The 19,826-nt window shown below is 68.7% G+C and carries 20 protein-coding genes; 10 read left to right on the top strand and 10 right to left on the bottom strand.

From position 1 onward, the window contains the following. Positions 1–372: a hypothetical protein gene (locus QF037_RS22370; protein ID WP_307027938.1), complete on the bottom strand. Its 372-nt coding sequence runs from the start codon at positions 370–372 to the stop codon at positions 1–3. A 159-nt stretch (positions 373–531) separates the two neighbouring features. On the opposite strand from QF037_RS22370, the gene QF037_RS22365 reads away from it, so the two are divergent. The 4 genes from QF037_RS22365 to QF037_RS22350 all read left to right on the top strand — a co-directional run bounded on the left by QF037_RS22365 (position 532) and on the right by QF037_RS22350 (position 5,126). Next, positions 532–1,809, top strand: a complete 1,278-nt coding sequence (locus tag QF037_RS22365) for an aspartate kinase (protein ID WP_266824190.1) — start codon at positions 532–534, stop codon at positions 1,807–1,809. Continuing rightward, positions 1,809–2,873: an aspartate-semialdehyde dehydrogenase gene (locus QF037_RS22360; RefSeq protein WP_307027936.1), complete on the top strand. Its 1,065-nt coding sequence runs from the start codon at positions 1,809–1,811 to the stop codon at positions 2,871–2,873. The genes QF037_RS22365 and QF037_RS22360 overlap by 1 nt, the downstream gene beginning before the upstream one ends. A 406-nt stretch (positions 2,874–3,279) precedes the next feature. Continuing rightward, positions 3,280–3,957: a SigE family RNA polymerase sigma factor gene (locus QF037_RS22355; RefSeq protein WP_307027934.1), complete on the top strand. Its 678-nt coding sequence runs from the start codon at positions 3,280–3,282 to the stop codon at positions 3,955–3,957. A 125-nt stretch (positions 3,958–4,082) separates the two neighbouring features. Continuing rightward, positions 4,083–5,126, top strand: coding sequence for a hypothetical protein (locus QF037_RS22350; RefSeq protein WP_373463967.1), 1,044 nt, complete (start codon positions 4,083–4,085; stop codon positions 5,124–5,126). Between the two features lie 48 nt (positions 5,127–5,174). Here QF037_RS22350 and QF037_RS22345 read toward each other — a convergent pair whose 3' ends face one another. After that, positions 5,175–5,966: an SURF1 family protein gene (locus QF037_RS22345; RefSeq protein ID WP_307027930.1), complete on the bottom strand. Its 792-nt coding sequence runs from the start codon at positions 5,964–5,966 to the stop codon at positions 5,175–5,177. Between the two features lie 43 nt (positions 5,967–6,009). After that, a complete protein-coding gene (locus QF037_RS22340; protein ID WP_307027928.1) occupies positions 6,010–6,384 on the bottom strand; it encodes a nuclear transport factor 2 family protein in 375 nt (124 codons plus the stop codon). A 109-nt stretch (positions 6,385–6,493) separates the two neighbouring features. On the opposite strand from QF037_RS22340, the gene QF037_RS22335 reads away from it, so the two are divergent. Beyond that, complete coding sequence (locus QF037_RS22335) at positions 6,494–8,317, top strand: S9 family peptidase (RefSeq protein WP_307027925.1); 1,824 nt, start codon at positions 6,494–6,496, stop codon at positions 8,315–8,317. 220 nt (positions 8,318–8,537) lie between these two features. On the opposite strand, the gene QF037_RS22330 is transcribed toward QF037_RS22335, so the two are convergent. After that, positions 8,538–10,445, bottom strand: a complete 1,908-nt coding sequence (locus tag QF037_RS22330; protein ID WP_307037314.1) for an NAD-binding protein — start codon at positions 10,443–10,445, stop codon at positions 8,538–8,540. Positions 10,446–10,668: 223 nt separating this feature from the next. On the opposite strand from QF037_RS22330, the gene QF037_RS22325 reads away from it, so the two are divergent. Both QF037_RS22325 and QF037_RS22320 read left to right on the top strand, forming a co-directional pair. Continuing rightward, complete coding sequence (locus QF037_RS22325; RefSeq protein WP_307027923.1) at positions 10,669–11,733, top strand: permease; 1,065 nt, start codon at positions 10,669–10,671, stop codon at positions 11,731–11,733. Further along, complete coding sequence (locus tag QF037_RS22320; RefSeq protein WP_307027921.1) at positions 11,730–12,431, top strand: TIGR03943 family putative permease subunit; 702 nt, start codon at positions 11,730–11,732, stop codon at positions 12,429–12,431. Before QF037_RS22325 ends, QF037_RS22320 begins: the two co-directional genes overlap by 4 nt. Before the next feature lie 39 nt (positions 12,432–12,470). Here QF037_RS22320 and QF037_RS22315 read toward each other — a convergent pair whose 3' ends face one another. Further along, a complete protein-coding gene (locus tag QF037_RS22315; RefSeq protein WP_307027919.1) occupies positions 12,471–13,316 on the bottom strand; it encodes a helix-turn-helix domain-containing protein in 846 nt (281 codons plus the stop codon). Between the two features lie 99 nt (positions 13,317–13,415). Here QF037_RS22315 and QF037_RS22310 point away from each other — a divergent pair, with 99 nt between their 5' ends. Further along, positions 13,416–14,177: an NAD(P)H-dependent oxidoreductase gene (locus tag QF037_RS22310; RefSeq protein ID WP_307027917.1), complete on the top strand. Its 762-nt coding sequence runs from the start codon at positions 13,416–13,418 to the stop codon at positions 14,175–14,177. Between the two features lie 22 nt (positions 14,178–14,199). Here QF037_RS22310 and QF037_RS22305 read toward each other — a convergent pair whose 3' ends face one another. Next, positions 14,200–14,484 carry a zinc-ribbon domain-containing protein gene (locus QF037_RS22305; RefSeq protein ID WP_307027915.1) on the bottom strand — a complete coding sequence of 95 codons (285 nt, stop codon included), beginning with the start codon at positions 14,482–14,484 and terminating at the stop codon, positions 14,200–14,202. A gap of 416 nt (positions 14,485–14,900) precedes the next feature. Further along, the gene (locus tag QF037_RS22300; RefSeq protein WP_307027913.1) at positions 14,901–16,019 is read right to left on the bottom strand and encodes a hypothetical protein; all 1,119 of its coding nucleotides are present in this window, start codon (positions 16,017–16,019) and stop codon (positions 14,901–14,903) included. A gap of 165 nt (positions 16,020–16,184) precedes the next feature. Here QF037_RS22300 and QF037_RS22295 point away from each other — a divergent pair, with 165 nt between their 5' ends. Together QF037_RS22295 and QF037_RS22290 are read left to right on the top strand one after the other, a co-directional pair. After that, on the top strand, positions 16,185–16,490 hold the full coding sequence (locus tag QF037_RS22295) for a transposase (protein WP_075033595.1): 306 nt from the start codon (positions 16,185–16,187) through the stop codon (positions 16,488–16,490). After that, positions 16,487–17,380 (top strand): IS3 family transposase, encoded by an 894-nt coding sequence (locus QF037_RS22290; protein ID WP_307027911.1) that lies wholly within the window; start codon positions 16,487–16,489, stop codon positions 17,378–17,380. Before QF037_RS22295 ends, QF037_RS22290 begins: the two co-directional genes overlap by 4 nt. 291 nt (positions 17,381–17,671) lie before the next feature. On the opposite strand, the gene QF037_RS22285 is transcribed toward QF037_RS22290, so the two are convergent. From QF037_RS22285 to QF037_RS22275, 3 genes are all read right to left on the bottom strand, one after another. Next, positions 17,672–18,304 carry a hypothetical protein gene (locus tag QF037_RS22285; protein WP_307027909.1) on the bottom strand — a complete coding sequence of 211 codons (633 nt, stop codon included), beginning with the start codon at positions 18,302–18,304 and terminating at the stop codon, positions 17,672–17,674. Between the two features lie 191 nt (positions 18,305–18,495). Beyond that, on the bottom strand, positions 18,496–18,909 hold the full coding sequence (locus tag QF037_RS22280) for a hypothetical protein (protein ID WP_307027908.1): 414 nt from the start codon (positions 18,907–18,909) through the stop codon (positions 18,496–18,498). Positions 18,910–19,061: 152 nt separating this feature from the next. Further along, positions 19,062–19,634, bottom strand: a complete 573-nt coding sequence (locus QF037_RS22275) for a hypothetical protein (RefSeq protein WP_307027906.1) — start codon at positions 19,632–19,634, stop codon at positions 19,062–19,064. Positions 19,635–19,826: the final 192 nt, after the last annotated feature.

Below are 19,826 nucleotides of genomic sequence, written 5' to 3'. Positions count from 1 at the left end.
CTACCACATGACCGGCAGCCGCTCCGGGATCCGCTTCATGAACCCCGTCCGCCACACCAGCTGCTCGACCGGCACGGCGAGCGCGAGCCGGGGCATGCGTTCCAGCAGCACCGCCAGGGCGATCTCGGCGTGCCTGCGGCCCAGCGCCGTGGCGGAGCAGTAGTGCCGGCCGCCGCCGAAGGAGAGGTGCGCGGCTGTTGGCGCGGTCGAGGTCGACGGTGTGCGGTCGGGGAAGGCGGCCGGGTCGAAGTTCGCGCCCTCGACCAGCACCAGCACCAGGTCGCCCGGGGGAGCCGAGTGCTCCTGGTGCGGCGACGACGACGTGAGGTTGCCGGGCGGCCACGGAGAGCCTCTACGGGTGACCTGGCCCACTTTGCCGAGTGTTCACCGTGCGGATGGGCAGGGTCGTGCTGGGCGTCCGGGTCTCACCATGTGGTTTCACGAAGGTCGATTTCGGACGCTCGTTAGACTGAGCCGACCGCAGTACATATACGTATGTGCGGATAGTGACTGACTGAGCGAGGAGCGCACGTGGGCCTTGTCGTGCAGAAGTACGGAGGCTCCTCCGTAGCCGATGCCGAGGGCATCAAGCGCGTCGCCAAGCGAATCGTGGAAGCGAAGAAGAACGGCAACCAGGTGGTTGTCGTGGTTTCCGCGATGGGCGACACGACGGACGAGCTGATCGATCTCGCCGAGCAGGTATCTCCGATGCCGGCCGGCCGTGAGTTCGACATGCTGCTGACCGCCGGAGAGCGTATCTCCATGGCCCTGCTGGCCATGGCGATCAAAAACCTGGGCCACGAGGCCCAGAGCTTCACCGGCAGCCAGGCAGGCGTCATCACCGACTCGGTCCACAACAAAGCGCGGATCATCGACGTCACGCCCGGCCGTATCCGGGAGTCCCTGGACCGGGGCAACATCGCCATCGTCGCGGGCTTCCAGGGCGTCAGCCAGGACAAGAAGGACATCACCACGCTGGGCCGCGGCGGCAGCGACACCACGGCCGTGGCCCTGGCCGCCGCCCTGGACGCCGAGGTGTGCGAGATCTACACCGACGTGGACGGCGTGTTCACCGCCGACCCGCGCGTGGTGAAGAAGGCGAAGAAGATCGACTGGATCTCCTTCGAGGACATGCTGGAGCTGGCGTCGTCCGGCTCCAAGGTGCTGCTCCACCGCTGTGTGGAGTACGCCCGTCGCTACAACATCCCGATCCATGTCCGGTCCAGCTTCAGCGGACTCCAGGGCACATGGGTCAGCAGTGAACCGATCAAGCAAGGGGACAAGCCGGTGGAGCAGGCGATCATCTCCGGTGTCGCGCACGACACCTCCGAGGCCAAGGTCACGGTCGTGGGCGTGCCGGACAAGCCGGGCGAGGCCGCCACGATCTTCCGCACGATCTCCGACGCCGAGATCAACATCGACATGATCGTGCAGAACGTGTCCGCGGCCTCCACCGGTCTGACGGACATCTCCTTCACGCTGCCGAAGACCGAGGGCCGCAAGGCCATCGACGCCCTGGAGAAGAACAAGGCCGGCATCGGCTTCGACTCCCTGCGCTACGACGACCAGATCGGCAAGATCTCCCTGGTCGGCGCGGGGATGAAGACCAACCCGGGCGTCACCGCCTCCTTCTTCGAGGCGCTCTCCGACGCGGGTGTGAACATCGAGCTGATCTCGACCTCCGAGATCCGCATCTCGGTCATCACGCGCGCCGACGACGTCAACGAGGCCGTCCGTGCCGTGCACACCGCCTTCGGGCTCGACTCCGACAGCGACGAGGCCGTCGTCTACGGGGGCACGGGACGCTGATGGCCGGGACAGGGTCCGTGCGACCGACGCTCGCGGTCGTGGGAGCGACCGGAGCCGTCGGTACGGTCATGCTCCAGATCCTGTCCCAGCACGCGGACATCTGGGGCGAGATCCGTTTGATCGCCTCGCCGCGCTCGGCCGGCCGCAAGCTGGCCGTGCGCGGCGAGCAGGTCGAGGTGGTGGCCCTGACGGAGGAGGCCTTCGACGGGGTCGACGTCGCCATGTTCGACGTCCCCGACGAGGTCTCCGCGCAGTGGGCGCCGATCGCCGCCGCGCGCGGTGCCGTCGTCGTGGACAACTCGGGCGCCTTCCGGATGGACCCGGAGGTGCCCCTCGTTGTCCCCGAGGTCAACGCGCACAGGGCGCGCGTCAGGCCGCGCGGCATCATCGCCAGCCCCAACTGCACGACTCTCTCGATGATCGTGGCCCTCGGCGCGCTCCACGCCGAGTTCGGGCTGCGTGAGCTGGTGGTGTCCTCGTACCAGGCGGTGAGCGGCGCGGGCCGGGCCGGCGTCGAGACCCTGCGCCAGCAGCTCTCGCTGGTCGCCGGCACGGAACTGGGGACCCATCCCGGAGACGTCCGGCGGGCCGTGGGCGACAACACCGGGCCCTTCCCCGAGCCGGTCGCGCTCAATGTCGTCCCGTGGGCCGGGTCGCTGCGCGAGGACGGCTGGTCGTCGGAGGAGATGAAGGTGCGGGACGAGTCCCGCAAGATCCTCGGCCTCCCCAAGCTGCCCGTCGCGGTCACCTGTGTACGGGTTCCGGTCGTCACCACGCACTCGCTGACCGTCCACGCCCGCTTCGAGGGCGAGGTCACCGTCGCCAAGGCGCGTGAGATCCTCGCCACCGCGCCGGGCGTCGTGCTCTTCGACAACCCGGCCGCCGGGGAGTTCCCGACCCCCGCCGACGTGGTCGGCACCGACCCCACGTGGGTGGGCCGGGTACGGCGGGCGCTGGACGACCCGACCGCCCTCGAACTGTTTGTTTGCGGCGACAACCTGCGCAAGGGTGCGGCCCTCAACACCGCGCAGATCGCCGAGCTGGTGGCGACCGAGTTCATGTGACGTTTCCCGGATTTCCTTCTGTGAGCCGGAAAAGCACTGGCCTGCGGACAGTCGCTTTGTAGGATCTGTGAGCGACTTGTGGTGCGGACGGTGGTCCGGACCACTTGATCCGACCCGCCTCGGCGTCCGAAAATTTGCCTCCCCGCTCTCCGCAACCGCGCGAAGGGCGGGGAGCGTCTTTGCGAACGCCCTTCAGGGGGTGCGGGGATGCTTCAAGGGGCGTGGGGACGCCCCGAATCATTCAGGACACAGGGGAAGAGCGGGTAGGCATGAGGGCGCTTGACGCACGGTCAGTAGTGCTGCCTGACACAAGACGGAAGGCGGTCTCGTGCGGCATGCGGCCGTCCGACGCAAAAGTGACGCCCGGCGCGTACAACCCTTACGGGGGTAAGCGTGTCCAACTGGCGTGGCAGAGGTTCTCGATTTCACAGCGGTCTCGCGCGGTACGGCCCTCCGGCCGCCGCGCCCCATGGCCGTACGACCCCGCAGGGCCGGTACGCCCGGTGGCATGCCGGTGATCGCGCCGATGCCCGCAGCGCGGCCTACCCGCGTACCCAGTCAGCGTGACGGTGCCGAGGACGTGGCTGCCGCAGGCACCACCGTCGACCACCTCACCGAGACCTACCGGGCGCACTACCGCTCGTTGCTCGGTCTCGCAGCCCTTCTCCTCGACGACACCGCCTCCTGCGAGGACGTCGTCCAGGAGGCCTTCATCCGCGTCCACTCCGCGCGCAAGCGCGTCCGGGACCCGGAGAAGACGCTCGCGTATCTGCGCCAGACCGTCGTCAATCTCTCCCGCTCGGCCCTGCGCCGCCGCATCCTCGGACTCAAGCTGCTGTCCAAGCCGATGCCGGACATGGCGAGCGCCGAGGAGGGTGCGTACGACCTGCTGGAGCGCGACTCGCTCATCAAGGCGATGAAGGGACTCCAGCGCCGCCAGCGCGAGGTCCTCGTCCTGCGGTACTTCGCGGACATGACCGAGGCGCAGGTCGCCGAGACGCTCGGGATTTCCCTGGGCTCGGTGAAGGCGTACGGCTCCCGCGGTATCGCCGCCCTCCGGGTGGCCATGGAGGCACCGGCATGAGCGGCCCAGGAGAGCACGACGGGCGGCGCCACGCGCATGTCCCGCACGAGCCTTACGAGTGGCGCGAGCCGGGTGGTGCGGACGCGTCGCACAAGCCGAAGCAATCAACTGCTGGGAACGGAACTGTGAACCACGGCCTCGACGACCAGAGCCCCTCGGGAGGGCTCGACTCGGACGAGCTGGCACTGCGCCGCATGCTGCAGCACGCGGTCGAGGAGATCGAGCCGCGCGACGGCACTCTCGACCATCTGCGCACCGCGGTACCCGCCCGACGCGCCCGCAAGCGGCAGGCCCTGGTCGGCATGGCGGCCGCCGCGCTCTTCGTCGGCACCGCCGTCCCGGCCCTGCTGCATGTCTCGGGCGCCACCGGCTCCGACGCCGACCCCTCCAACGCCGGCCACTACTCGCAGGCCCAGGGCGGCGCGAGCCAGGGCAAGGGTCCGGACGGCGGCGAGAGCACCTCCGGCGGTTCCTCCAGCAAGGTCGAGGACAAGGACAAGGGCGGCTCGAAGGAAGACGACAAGGACAAGGGCTCCGGCGTCGGCACCGGGGGCAGCGACAGCTCCGGTCCCTCGGCCACCAGCACGGCGGGCGTCCCCGCGTGCACGGCCACGGACCTCGGTGTACCGACCGCCAGCGTCGACCCCGCCGACTCGGCGGGCGCGGTGTACGGCACGTTCACCTTCACCAACGGCTCGACCGCGGCCTGTCTGGTCACCGGTCCGGGCAGCGTGGGCACCACCACGGCGGGCGCGGCGGACTCCACCAAGGTCGCCCCGCAGCGGCATGTCTCCGGTGACGTGGCGGTCTCCCTGCCCGACCCGTCCCTCGAACTCGCCTCCCTGAGCCTGCAGCCCGGCGCCTCCTACATCGTGAGGTTCGCCTGGGTCCCCTCGGAGACCTGCCCCGTGGACAACGGCGACGGCGGTCCCACCGGCGATCCCACCACCACACCCAGCCCCACCGAGAACTCCGGCACCACCGAGGGCACCTCCACGGGCGGCGACACCGGCACCTCCACCCAGCTGATGACGGCGGACGGCACGGTGGACGGCAGTGTGACGATCACCGGCACGGCCGAGGGCGGCGCCCCGTCGACGTCGGTGACGGTGTCGAACGCGTGCGCGGGCACGGTGTACTGGACGGGCGTGCTGACGCCGACGGCGTAGCACAGGCGGCGTGGAGCCGGTGCGGCACGAGACCGGTCGGACTCGGCGTCACACCGACGCGGGCTGGTCGCCCGGCTCCGGCTCGGGCAGCAGCCCGAGCTCGGCATCCCGTACGAACTCCACTTCGCGCCGGATCAGCCGGAACCACATGAAGACCACGAACCCGGCGAAGACGAACCACTCGCCGGTGTAGCCGAGGTTCTGGAACGCCTTGAGATTCAGCCCGGTGTCCGGAGCCGCGGCCGCGGGCACCGCCTTCATCCCGGAGTCCCCGGTGTTGAGGGTGACCCAGGCGTCGTACACGTCGTACGACACCAGGTTCACCAGGTAAGCCGCGCTGATCGCCGACGTCTGCCCGGCCGGCAGCCCGCCCTGTGCGCTGACCCCGTTCTCACCGGGCTGCTCGGACGCCTGCAGGGCTCCCGTGACGGTGACCTGGCCCGAGGGCGCGGCCGGAGCCTTCGCGGTGTCCGCGGTCCCCGGCAGCCATCCCCGCACCACCGGCAGGGCCTTGCCGCCGTCGGTCCGCAGCAACGTCAGCACGTAGTAGCCGTTCTTGCCGTCCAGCTCCCGGCCGGGTACCAGCAACTGCTTCCCGTACCGTCCGGTCGCGGTGGCCTGCGCCCCGGACGTCTCCTTGTCCACCGGCAGCAGGTCGGCCAGCGGCCGCGCGGGATCCCCCGCGTCCGTCGCGACCTGCGAGGTCGCCCGGTCGTGATCCGCCATCCGGTCCTCGAACCGGCTCAGCTGCCAGGACCCCATGAACACACAGAAGGGGATGGCGAGCAGTACGAAGACGTTGATCCCCCACCAACGGGGCGTCAGCAGAAACCGGTACACACCTCAACGGTACGGGGCAGTCCGCGGGCACCGGCCCGCGGGGTCAGTACCTCTCGACGAGATGCTCCCGCCCCGCCGGCGGCTCGTACGGCTCCGGCCAGAAGTCGGTCATGGCGGATATCCGGCCGTGCTCGTCCCCGGTGAAGAACGCGATGCTGTACATCTCCTCCAGCCCCACCGTGAAGTGGACCCAGCTGACCACCTGCCCCGGCTCGGCGACGATCCGCTCGATCCGAAGGTGCCAGTCACCGGGATACTCCCGGTTGAACCGGACAAACCGCTCGCGTCCGCTGATCCGCTCGCGTGTCTGCGGCAGCGTGTACACCGCGTCCTCGGCCAGCGTGCCCGTGAACGTGTCCCAGTCCCGGGCCTCGGCGGCGGCCCAGAAGGTTTCGACTGTCTTGCGCAGATCTGTCATGCGGTCGAGTCTGCACCCGGCCACTGACAATGGGGTCCCGCGGTGGAGGTTGTCCACAGGCTGGGGACCTCGGCGGCACATTGTCGGCAGGGCCAGGCACTATGGGGCCATGACTGAGAGCAACGGGTCCGTCTCGCCCGAGCAGAACGAACCGACGCCGGACTGGGAGAAGCGCTTCCGGGCGCCCCGGGTGTCCCTGCCCGACTGGGCGGAGGACGCACCGGACCGCTCCCTGTTCGTGTCGAACGCGACGGGGACGTACGAGCTGTACGCCTGGGACCGCGCCACGGGCGAGCAGCGGCAGGTGACCGACCGGCCGAACGGCACGACGGACGGGGTGCTCTCCCCGGACGGCGCGTGGATCTGGTGGTTCGACGACAAGGACGGCGACGAGTTCGGTGTCTGGCGCCGACAGCCGTTCGCGGGCGGCGAGGACGACATCGCGGCGCCGGGCCTGGACGCCTCCTACCCGGCGGGCCTCGCTCTCGCCCGGGACGGCCGTACGGCGGTGGTGGGCCGCTCCACCGACGAGGACGGTACGACGATCTATGTCGTCCGCGAGGGCGAGCAGCCGGTGGAGATCTACCGCCACCGTGAGTCCGCCGGCGTCGGGGATCTCTCCCACGACGGTTCGCTGATCGCCCTGGAGCACACCGAGCACGGCGACGCGATGCACTCGGCCCTGCGGGTGGTCCGCCCCGACGGCACGGCGGTCGCCGACCTCGACGACACCAAGGGCGGCACACAGGAGCGGGGCCTGGAGGTCCTGGGCTTCGCCCCGGTCGACGGCGACCCGCGCCTGCTGATCGGCCACCAGCGCCGGGGCCGCTGGGAGCCCCTGGTGTGGGACGTCTCGACCGGCGAGGAGACCGACCTCGCCCTCGACCTGCCCGGTGACGTGAGCGCCGAGTGGTACCCGGACGGCACCGGACTGCTCATCGCGCACAGCTTCGAGGCCCGCAGCGAGCTGTTCCGCTACGACCTGGCGACCGGTGAACCGGTGCGGATCCCGACCCCGCCCGGCTCGGTCTCCGGCGCGACCGCCCGCCCCGACGGGAGCGTCGAGTACCTGTGGTCCTCGGCCGCCGAACCGTCGACGGTCCGCTCGACGACGGGCCGGGTCGTCCTGGACCCGCCGGGCCTGAAGTCCCCGGGCTCGGTCCCGGTGGAGGACGTCTGGGTGGAGGGTCCGGGCGGCCGTATCCACGCCCTGGTCCAGAAGCCGCGCGGCGCGGCGGGCCCCCTGCCCACGGTCTTCGACATCCACGGCGGCCCGACCTGGCACGACAGCGACGCGTTCGCGGCCGGCCCGGCGGCATGGGTCGACCACGGGTACGCGGTGGTGCGGGTCAACTACCGCGGCTCCACGGGCTACGGCCGTGCGTGGACGGACGCCCTGAAGTACCGCGTCGGTCTGATCGAGCTGGAGGACATCGCGGCGGTCAGGGAATGGGCCGTGAGCACGGGCCTGGCCGACCCCGCCCGCCTGATCCTGACCGGCGGCTCCTGGGGCGGCTACCTCACCCTCCTCGGCCTCGGCACCCAGCCCGACGCCTGGACCCTGGGCATCGCGGCCGTCCCCGTCGCCGACTACGTCACGGCGTACCACGACGAGATGGAAGCCCTGAAGGCCATGGACCGCACCCTCCTGGGCGGCACCCCGGAAGAGGTCCCCGAGCGCTTCGAGGCAAGCTCCCCCCTCACCTACGTCGACCAGGTCAAGGCCCCGGTCTACATCTCGGCCGGCGTCAACGACCCCCGCTGCCCCATCCGCCAGATCGACAACTACATCAAGCGCCTGGAAGCCCGCGGCGCGGTCCACGAGGTCTACCGCTACGACGCGGGCCACGGCTCACTGGTAGTGGACGAACGCATCAAGCAGGTAGCCCTGGAACTGGACTTCGCCACCCGCCACCTGCCCCCGACCCCCTGACCCCCTGACCCAGCGGTCCCCGACGCCGTCCCGGCGTCGGGGACACCATGACCACGCCACCTCGTGTCTTTCAGCCCGTCCGGCGCTTGAGGACGAGGCCCTTTCGGGGCCGACGGGGGTCTGGGGGCGGAGCCCCCAGGGGCCGGGGTCGAAGGGGCGGCGCTCCTGGAGGATGGGACGGGTAGGGGCGGCGGGGGCGAAACAACCCACCCCGCAACCCCTACATCCCGGCCCGCTCCCGAGCCCGCCTCCCCAGCAACTCCGCCAACCCACGCCGAGTAGCCGCCAACACCACCCGATCCGCCCCCTTCAGCACATACGTATCGGGCAGATCCCACACCAGCCCCGACGGCGACCCGACCTCCTCGTACGCCCCCTCCACGGCCGACTCCTCCCGCCGCCCGGTATGCGCGGTGTCCAACGCCAGCACCCGCCACGCCCCCGCCCGAAACGCCTCCCCGACCGTCTTCCCCTCCAACTGCGGATGCCCGCCCACCTCGACCGCGGCGAACAGCAACACCCGCCGCTCCACCGGAATCGCCCCCAGAATCTGCCGCCCCATCATCGCCCCGGCGAACGCGGGCGCAGCGAGATGAGACACACTCCGACTCCGAGTGGAGGCCTGCGGATGAGCGGCCCGCAAGGTCCGGTACACCGCGGTGGCGAAGTCGTCGTCGTACAGCCGCAGCACCACCCGAAGATCCGGCCGCACGGACCGCGCATACAACGCGGCCTCCAGATTCGTCGTATCCGCACTGGTCACCGCCAGCAACGCGTGCGCCCGATGCACCTTGGCAGCCTCCAGGACCCCTTCCTGAGTGACATCCCCGAGCACCACGGGCACCCGCAGCCGCCGAGCGGTCGCCAGCCCCCGGGCCTCGGGATCGGACTCCACGCACACCACGGGGATGTTCAGTTCCCGCAACCGCGTCAGCACCCGGGTGCCGATCTTCCCCAGCCCGAGCAGCACCACATGCCCACCCAGCCCCCGCGGCGGCTTGCGCAGCGCGGACGCGGTCCGAAAGGTACCCAGCGCCTCGAGCACCGCGGCCAGCAGCACCGGCAGCAGCAGCAACCCGACGAGCCCGGCGAGGAGTTGCAGGACCTGGCGCCCGGTGGACGCCCCGAGTGCGGGGTCGTTGATGGCGAAGAGATCGAGAAGGGTCATGTACGTCGCGTACAGCGGATGGTCCCCGGTCACCACGGTCAGCGCGACGGCGAGCGCGGCCACACACCCCACCAGCCCGGCCAGCGACCACCGCAGCCGCCGCGAGAAGAGCGAGGCGAACGGCGGCACGACACTGCGCCCCGGGGACATGGCGGGCGCCGCGTACGACACCTGCTCCAGCACCACGGTCCCGCGCTCACCGGCCGCCCGTACCGCCGCGGCGTCCGGCAGCAGCTCGGGCCCCTGTTCGGCACCGCCCGGATCGGCCCCGTCGGGCCCCGCCGTGCCGTTTCCGCTCGCGGACAGCAGCGCCAGCGTGGCCCGCCCGGAACCACCGCCCCCCGGCGGCAGCTCCACGGCCCGCAGCAGCAAGCCGTCCGTCTGCACGACCTTGCTGGTCCCGGCGACGGCACTGGCCACCAGCGCCGGAGCGGCGGTGTCGGCGTCGGACAGGACGGTCGTCGACGCGTCGAAACCGGACCCGGAGTCGGACCCGGCGCCCGCGTCGGAGCCGTCCCCGGAGGCCAAGGCCGACGCCTGATCGAGGAGTTCCTCGATGTACTGCCCCAACCGCCGGTTGTAGAGCCGCAGAACGAGCCGCAGCCGGGGGTTGAGCCGGCGGGCGGTCAGCGCGGCACGGATGTTGGTCTCGTCGTCGTCGTACACGAGCGCCAGCGCGGCGGCCCGCTCCACCCCGGCGTCGGCGAGCACGGCCTCGGTCGCCTCGGCGGCCTCCAGCAACCGTTCACCACCGGCGGGTTCGGCCGCCCCCGCCCGGCCACCGGCGGCACTCACCATCCGGTCCAGCAAGGCCGCCGAAGCCGCCCGCGCCCGCCCCACCACCGGCGGCCGCACACTCCGCTCGGACGCGGGCACGACGAGCGTGACCTGCTCCCCGTACACCCCCCGCAATTCGGCTGCCAGCCGATGCGCGAGCCCGTCGTCGCCGCAGACCACCATGTGCGTGGCGGCGGCACCCTGTTGACCTTGATTCGGAACGCTGCCCACGAGGGGAAAGAGTGCCCTACCGGGGCGGGGGGTTCCACGACGGGGCCGGTCGGCGGCGCCGGTCCTCGCGGTTCGTAAGGTTCCCGTCATGATCCGGTGCCGAGTTGAGCAAGGGCGCCAGAATGCCCGTATGGGAGGAAAGGCACCACACACCGAGCCCGGAGGTACCGCGCCCGTGGCCCTCACCAAAGCCGCGCCGAACCGGCCCGACGCCACCCCGAGCCCACCCGACGCCACACCCGGCGAGCCGAAGGCCCCGCACCCGGAGGCCCCGCGCGCGGAGGACCAGGCCCGCCACCTCAACTCCCCGCTCCTGCTCACCATGCTCCTGCTCCTGGTGCTGCTCATGCAGGGCCCGATCCGCGGGCTGCTCGCCGCCCCGGTGATGCAGAGCTGGATGACGGTGTTCGTGGCCGTGGTCGTCCAGGCGCTCCCCTTCCTCGTGCTCGGTGTGATGCTGTCGGCGGCGATCGCGGTGTTCGTACCGGCGTCGTTCTTCGCCCGCGCGCTGCCCAAACGCCCCGCCCTGGCGGTCCCGGTCGCGGGCGTGGCGGGCGCGGTGCTGCCCGGCTGCGAGTGCGCGTCCGTCCCCGTGGCCGGAGCCCTGGTCCGCCGGGGCGTCGCCCCCGCCGCCGCCCTGGCGTTCCTGCTCTCCGCCCCGGCGATCAACCCGATCGTGCTGACGGCGACGGCGGTCGCGTTCCCGAACAACCCCGAGATGGTCCTGGCCCGTTTCGTCGCCAGCCTGTTCGTGGCGTGCGCGATGGGCTGGTTGTGGCTGCGCCTCGGCCGTACCGACTGGCTGCGGCCACCGGCCCGCGCGTCGTACGAGGGCCAGAGCAAAGGAGCGGCGTTCTGGGGGTCGGTCCGGCACGACGTGATGCACGCCGGCGGTTTCCTGGTCGTCGGCGCGATGGCGGCGGCGACGCTGAAGGCGGTCGTACCGGAGGCATGGCTGCGCGCGGCGGCGGGGAACCCGTTCGTCTCCGTGCTCGCCCTCGCCGTACTGGCCGTCCTGCTGTCGATCTGCTCGGAGGCGGACGCGTTCGTCGCCGCGTCCCTGTCCCAGTTCTCGCTCACCGCGCGACTGGCGTTCCTGGTGGTCGGCCCGATGATCGACCTGAAGCTGTTCGCGATGCAGGCCGGCACCTTCGGCCGCGGTTTCGCGCTGCGCTTCGCGCCCGCCACCTTCGTCCTCGCCGTCCTGGTGTCGGTGCTGACCGGGGCGGTGCTGCTGTGAACCGGCACGCGCAGTCGGCGGTCATGTTCCTGCTCGGCGCGACCCTGCTGCACGCGGGCAGCACCGACCTGTACCTCCGCTACGTCAAGGCGGGCCTGCGCCCGCTGCTGCTGCTCTCCGGCGCGGTCCTGATCGCGGCGGCGGTGGCGACACTCTGGTACGAGCGGCGCGCCGGCCACACGGAACATCACCACGAGCCCCGGATCTCCTGGCTCCTGGCCCTCCCCGTCCTCGCCCTCGTCCTGGTCGCCCCACCGGCCCTCGGCTCGTACAGCGCGATGCGCACGGGTACGGCCCTGCAGCAGGCGTACGGCTATGACGACCTGCCCGCCGAGGGCCCGCTCCGCCTCGGCGTGGCCGACTACGCGGGCCGCGCGGTCTACGACCACGGGCGATCCCTGAAGAACCGCGAGATCAAGGTCACCGGCTTCGTCGCCCTGGACCGGGCGGGCCACCCCTATCTCGTCCGCATGGCCCTCAACTGCTGTGCCGCCGACGCCCAGCCGGTGAAGGTCGCCCTCACCGGCACGATCCCGCCGGTCCTGCGCCCGGACGCCTGGCTGGAGGTCACCGGCACCTACACGCCCCAGCGGATGGAGGACCCGGTGAACAACGGCCCGATCCCGTATCTGAAGGTCACCTCGTCGCGGCCGGTGACGGCGCCCGCGGACCCGTACGACGAGACGTGGAACAAATGACGGTCACGTGGGGCATGACGGTCATGTGAGGCGCGACGGTCAGGTGAGGCGCGCGAGGGCGGCGGCCTCCGCGGTGCCCTCCTCCGCGCTGAACACATGCAGCACGAGCCCGGACTCGCCCGGCCCGGCGGGCACATGCAGCGTCTCGAAGTCCAACTCCAGCAGCCCTACGACGGGATGCCGCAGCCGTTTGCGCCCGGCGGCGCACATCGTGACCTCGCCGGAGTCCCAGATCCGCCGGAAGTCGCCGCTCCCGGCGCCCAGTTCGGCGATCAGCGCGCCCAGCTCGCCGTCGCCCGGATACCGCCCGGCGGAGACCCGCAACTGCCCCACCGCCTCGGCGGCCCGGTCCTGCCAGTCGGGATGGAGGTCACGGGCGGCGGGATCGAGAAAGAGAAACCGGGCGTTGTTGGGATCGCGCCGCCCCGGCACGTCGAGGCCGCCCATGAGCGCGGCCCCCAGCCGGTTCCAGGCGACGACGTCGAGACGGTGGTCGGTGGCGAAGACGGGCAGCCGGTCCATGGCGTCGAGCGCGCGCCGCAGCCCGGGCCCGATCCGGGTGGCCGGCACGGGCTCGTGCCGCCCGGCGGCGAGGGTGTCGAGATGCCGCCGCTCCGCCGCGTCGAGACCGAGCGCCCGCGCCAGCGCGTCCAGTACCTCGGCGGACGGCTGGGTGGCCCGCCCCTGTTCGAGACGGACGTAGTAGTCCACGCTGATCCCGGCGAGCTGCGCCAACTCCTCGCGCCGCAGCCCCTGTACCCGGCGCCGCTTGTTCCCCACGACCCCGGCCGCACCGCCGATCCCCGCCTGCTCCGGCGCGACCCGCCCGCGACGGGCCCGCAGAAACCCACCGAGGGCCCGCTGACCGTCGTAGCTCACATCCATGAACTCCAGTATGCGTGGCCCTGCCAGTACCAGGACTGACGATCCGCCGGTCGAAGGGGGTTCTGGCTGGCGCCGGGGGAGCCGGGCGAACCTGACGTCATGAAGAAGATCCTGATCGTCAGCGCCCACCCCGATCCCCGTTCCCTGAACAGCGCGTTGACGACGTTCGCGGCGGACCACCTGCGCGAGGCGGGCCACGACGTACGAATCTCCGACCTTTACGCGATGAAGTGGAAGCCGACGGTCGACGCCGACGACTACCCCGACCACACCCCGGACCACCGCCTCCACGTCATGGCGGCCTCGGAACAGGCCACGCTGGGAGGCCGCTTGACCCCGGACGTCGCCGCGGAGCAGGAGAAGATCCGCTGGTCGGACGCGGTAGTCCTGCAGTTCCCGATGTGGTGGTTCTCAGCACCGGCGATCCTGAAGGGCTGGATCGACCGGGTCTTCACCAGCGGCTTCGCCTACGGCCTCCAGGTCCCGCCGCCGTACGCCGAGAGCGCGTTGACGGGCCGCCGGGCCCTGTTGTCGGTGACGCTGGGCGCCAGGGAGACGTCCTTCTCGGACCGGGGCATCCACGGCCGCCTCACGGACGTACTGCACCCCCTGCAGCACGGCCTGTTCTGCTTCACGGGCATGACCCCGCTGGAGCCCTTCGCGGTCTACGACGCCAACGAACTGCCGGAAGACCGCTTCCAAGCGGCCCGACAGGCCTACGCGAGGCGCCTGGACACCCTCTTCACCGCCGACCCGGTCCCCTTCCGGTCCCTGACGGGCGGGGACTACGACCGAGCCATGCGACTGCTGCCGGGCAGGGAGCGACCGGGCACGACGGGCCTGGACCTGCACGTCCGCTAGCCGACGAGCCGCTGGAGGCCGCTCAGTGCTGGTAGGGCTGCTGCTGCGGCTGCCCGTACGCCTGCTGCCCACCCGCGGCCTGCGCCTGCAGCTGCTCCGCCTGCTCCTTGGTGATCTTCTGCTCCGCACCGCAGAAGGTGCACTGCGTCGTGAACTTCGTCGAGAACGGGAAGAGCGGCACGAAGAACAACGTGAACTTCGTGACCCGCTTACGCAGCGTGTGGGCAGCGGGATTGCCGCACTGGCCACAGACGAGGGTGAGTATCGCGAGCTGGTAGAGGTAGCCCTTGGTGCCAAAGATGATCATGCGGGGTCCTTTCGGGGTGGTACCCACCTGTCTGCCTGCCGACAAAGGTTACGGCCGACCCCTGTGGCCCATCAGCGCACGAGCCACACCAAACAAAACAGGCGAGGCACCTAGGAACGTTCCTAGGTGCCTCACCTGATGTTTCGGCTGTCGGGGTGGCGGGATTTGAACCCACGACCTCTTCGTCCCGACGCAACTTGGGTGGGGGTGCTGCCTTGGGCTGGTGCGCGTCTCACCTGCACTCATGGTCCGCAAGCGTCCGTGGTTGTCCGCCGCTGTTCGTCGGCGTTGTCACGCAGTTGGACACGCACCCGAGATCTTCCCTGTTGCCGGGTTGTCAGGAGAGCGGGGCATGGGCTGCACCTTGCTGGGGCGTGACCGGGGCAGAAGTGATGGCGATGGTTCCACCATGCGCCCTAATTCCCTTCTGCCCACTCGTCAAAAATTGCGGCAGTGATAGCGCCACACTGATTCACCAGCTGAATAAAGCTGGAGATGTCGTGCCGAGGGAAATAGATGGGGACTGTGCCAAAGAAGGGCTGAGACAAGTCCACCTTGGTCATGCCCACCTTGGGCGGCAAGTTGTAGTGCATCAGCATGTTGCGGAAAGGCTTGGCCTTCGGATCCAAGATATCTTGTGCTGATTCCAAATTAACAATGTGATCAGCGATCGCAGTGGATCGAGTCGTGAGAGGATAGGATGAATCGTCTAGCAGAATACGCACGCTGCGCAATACCTGATAAAGCGAAAGGTATCCGATCTTGAAAGCCGTGTAGTCGAGGAACTGGCGATCGACGCCAGACGATACAACGATTTCGGCGAAATTAAGCATCGCTCGGAAGGTTGTGAGTATTGCATTCAGCTCGGGCGTGTCTGGTCCGTTGAAGACCTTGCGGTAGTACTTGCTGGCGCGCACATCGCGTGACTCGTCCAGGGCCGAAGCGCTCAACGCAGTTACAAAGGTGTCCGCCCCCTGATCATCGAGGCTGGCTCCCAAGCCTGCGAAGTGCGATCCGTACTCCTCAAAGACTGCTCGGATATGAGTTCCGGCCCCCTCCGCGAGCAGCTCATTCGGCTCAAAGCCGAGATGGAACGTCGCGGCATGGGTGGTTGTCACTAGTCGCCCGCCATAGCTATACAGGCCGAGATCGGTTTCCAGAAAGCGAGCCAGCGGAAGCCACGTGTTACCGAGGAACTTGGCAGAATGTGCGGTGAACACCTCGTCTCGAAAATACGAAATCTGCCCCTCAATGCCTCGCTTGGTGTCTTCGAAGAGCTTCAACGAATGCCGAGACCGGGCACCAATCGTGATCGTACCCTCTTCGAATGCTGCGGAGATGTTTGCATCGATCTTCCCCGCCTTTTGCAGAGATTCGTGCATGGCGAGTGAGAAATAAGGCGCCATACAGAAAGCCAACACGGAATTCAACGGATCATCACCGCGGCGCGTTACGTCTCGAAGGTAGCGACCAAAATAGTTTGCGTCACTAAAGATTCCAGACCAGATTACGGCAGTCTGCATGTCCGTGTTCATGGAGCATGACTGTGTCAGCAGGTTGGCACGCTGTCGAGTCTATTTGGCGAATGCGGCACCTGCTCCAACCGTCTCTGCAGCGGAGGGTGTAGGTCACTCTGAACCTTCCCCTTGATCGTGGACACCTGGAGACTGGGACGTGAGTTCCAGAGGAAGTAGTGCCAGGTGGGAAGTAAGAGCAACCGCAGCAGGCGGTACACGGAGGAGTTCAAACGGGACGCAGTCGCTCTCGTGCGTTCCTCCGGGAAGACCGTCACCGAGGTGGCCCGGCAGCTCGGGGTCAGCGCCGAGGGCCTGCGGAACTGGGTCAAGCAGGATGAGATCGACCGCGGGCAGGGGGCGCCGGGAGAGCTGACGACGGCCGAGCGTGAAGAGCTGCGCCGGTTGCGGAGGCTGGCCGCCGAGCAGGCGGAGACGATTGAGGTGCTGCGAAAAGCGGCGGTCTTCTTCGCGAAGGAGAGCGATCGATGAGCCAGGTGTACGCGTTCATCGAGGCGGAGAAGACCACCCACCATGTTGCTCTGCTGTGCCGGCTGCTGAAGGTGGCCCGCTCCTCCTTCTACGCATGGCTGGCCGGTGAGAAGACCAGGCGGGCGAAGCAGGCCGCGGACGATGTCCTGGCGCACGAGATCACCGTGCTGCACCTCGCCTCCCGCGGCGCCTACGGAGTGCCGCGCATCCACGCCGGACTGCGCCGGCTCGGACACCGCGTGAACCGCAAACGGATCGAGCGCGTCATGCGTGAACGCGGCATCAGCGGCGTCACACGGCGCAGGCGAAAGGGTCTGACCCGCCCGGCCAAAAGGGCGGTGCCCGCCCCGGATCTGATCGCCCGCGACTTCACCGCACCGGCGCCCGGGGTGAAGCTCGTCGGCGACATCACCTACATCCCCACCGACGAGGGCTGGCTGTATCTGGCGACCTGGCTGGACCTCGCAACCCGCGAGATCGTCGGCTACTCGATGGCCGACCACCACCGCGCATCCTTGGTCGTGGACGCACTGGGCATGGCTGCCGGACGTGGCCGGCTCCAGCCCGGCTGCATCGTGCATTCGGACCGCGGCAGTGAATACACCTCGGACGAACTACGGTGTGAAATACGCCAGTTGGGACTACGGCAGAGCATGGGCCGCACCGGCTCATGCTTCGACAACGCCGCCGCCGAGTCGTTCTTCGCTCTACTGAAGGCGGAGCTCGGAACCCGCCGCTGGCCCGACCGTGCCAGCGCCCGCGCGGACATCTTCGCTTTCGTCGAGACCTTCTACAACCGGCAGCGCCTGCGCCGCCATCCGCTCTGGGGCTACCTCACTCCGCTGGAGACCCGGCAGCGTCTGGAACAACAACACGCCCTCGTGGCGTAAGCATCGAGTGTCCAAGATCACGGGGAAGCTTCACTCTGCTGGCGAACACGCCGTACTGGAGGTGCAAGTTGCGACCCAAACCACGCCGTGGCTAGGCGCCGGCTTTGTCGACGGCACCTTGCGACACCCGCTTTTGGAGTTCGATCGCGCCGCTACCCGCGTCGCTGTAACGGCGCTCGAACTGACACCTACACAGAATCGCTGCCGTCCGCCGTCGTTGATGCAGCCGTAGATGTCACCCACCAACATCCAACCCGATAACGGGCGCCCGCAGGCGGCCCTGCCCGCGGGTCAGCTGCCGTCGGCTGGGTCGCGCCAGTGCCAGGGCACGCTTGGAGGTACCCAGGCATCGCCGTCACTCCGGTCGAGTACGGGTGGCACACAGGGATCCGGTAAAGGACTTCCGTCGATGACTGCCTCCAGAGTGAGCTGCACGTAGCGAAGATAACCACGTACGTCTCGGATCTGACGCTCACGGTTTCCCTGCCCAATGCCTCGCCATGCGACATCGAAGCCCAGCTTCACCAGAGTCCTGAATCGCGCGCGGACCTGATCGTTCTCGATGGACAGAAGGTCTGTTTGCATACCGTGGCGGATGGATTCGAGGGCCTCCGCACACCGTTCGCGAGCCTCCGCACTCAGCTGCGGTTCATTCAGAGCCACGTCCGGCAGCGACGGTAGCCGTGCATAGAGTGCAGCGAGTCGTTCCAACAGTCGCTGAGCAGCTTCGGCAGAGCGCTGCTGGGTCCATTGACTGCGTGCCAACGCCGCACTGGCAACCTCTTGCGAAGCTGCAACTGATACTTGAGCCTCGATAGACTTCGCGGTTTGCCAACGTGCCACGTACACCGCGATTGCTCCGCCGGCTAACGTCCCGATCAGCGCACTGGCCGTCTCGCCCGCCAGCTCTCCCCAGCTGCTCATGGAGACATCATCGCCTCGGGTGTTCCGCTCAAACGGTCCTGTAAGCGTCAGCTCCACTGGCGGAGACGAGCAGCGATCGAGTCCGCCAGCTTGGACGCTGCCCTGTCGGCCTCAGCGGCTGTCACCGTGGTTCTCCGCTCGATCTGGTGCGCTTGTGGTGCGGCGGTGGCCACCCGTGCAAGAACCCCGTGTCACCGGAACACGCAGAGCACGTGCCCGTAGTCGTCGATCTGCTGTTGTTGTTCGTCTGGGCGAGGCGTGTGCTCGTCGTCCCCGCACCTGAGGACTGTTCCGTCGGCTCCTTCAAACACGGAGACGACGCCCCCGTGATGGCTACAAGCGCCCTGACGGCCGATGGAGTCTGATGACCACCCGTCTGCGCACTCATCGCCCTGATACGTCCAGCGGACTGGCGTGAACGTGGCGGATGGTGTTGCAGAACCATCGGGCGGACCCTCGTCATCATCGTCCCCTCCACTGAGCTGGGCTATGACCGGGAGGACGACGAAGATCACCACGCTGATCAGGCCTGCCAGGGTGTAGGCCACCACCCGAGCGACCCGCCACGCGCGGGTCTCGACGAGCCTTTGCAGGAGACTACGCACGGAAGACTTCTAGCGCAGCGAAGGGCTGTGGTGAGCTTCTTTGCCGACATTGGCTGCAACCCTCAAGGCGCCACGCGTGTGCTGCAAGTCGCCGTGTCTGGCACACCCGCCAACACGCCATCCAACTGTGGTGGTTGGGTGTTGGGCTGCGTTCAGGGGCGTTCACCTGCGTTCATGGGTAGTCGGTCGTACTCACCCAATGCCTTCCTCTCTTGAAGGGGCTCGTGCCCGAGCCGATCGCGAAAACTCCGCTCAAGGTTCTGGCGTGCGGCACGTGCTTGGCCCACGAGCTTTGCGCAACCTGTGGCATCGCCACTCCGGGCACGCTCCAGCATGGCGTCAAGGATCTTCCTCAAGCCACGTACGTCAAGCCACATTTGTTTCGATGCGTCAAGGTTGAGGCTGTGATAGAGGCTGATGAACTCGTCGTGAGCGGTACCTGCCTCCGCCGCTAGCTCTGGTGCTGATTTCTCGCCGCCAGCCTGCGCGAGCTGGGCCGAAGCTTGTCGAGATCGACGTTGGGCCACAAGGAGCTGTGAGTACGTCGTGCGCAACGCTGCCCTGGTCTGGTGTTCCAGCTCTAATGTCTGCAGACGAAGTTCGTGGACCGCTTCGTACCTCTTCACGATGAGGCCGGCGACGATCCCGATCAAGAACGCCGTGACGAACGCGTTCACTGCTCCTGCCGCCAGCGTCTCCCCGAAGTCGAGTTGTGAGAACGTCATCACGTACTCCTCTCCCCGACCCACAGCTCTCGGGAGATACCGGGGCCAGCTTGGATCACTGTTGCAGTACATCGCGGCCAAGCGTTGTGACTGTCGTCCTGGCGTTGCACGGTGTCAACGCCGTTTGCCGCGGACTACGTCCTGTGGTCCACACTCGTAGTGGCCAGCGCTAATGCCGCTTGCGTAGGAACC

Origin of the sequence: Streptomyces canus, assembly GCF_030815415.1 — a bacterium.
GTDB classification, from domain to species: domain Bacteria; phylum Actinomycetota; class Actinomycetes; order Streptomycetales; family Streptomycetaceae; genus Streptomyces; species Streptomyces canus_F.
The sequence above is the reverse complement of the archived record's forward strand: the minus strand, read 5'-3'. Positions and strand labels throughout refer to the sequence as shown.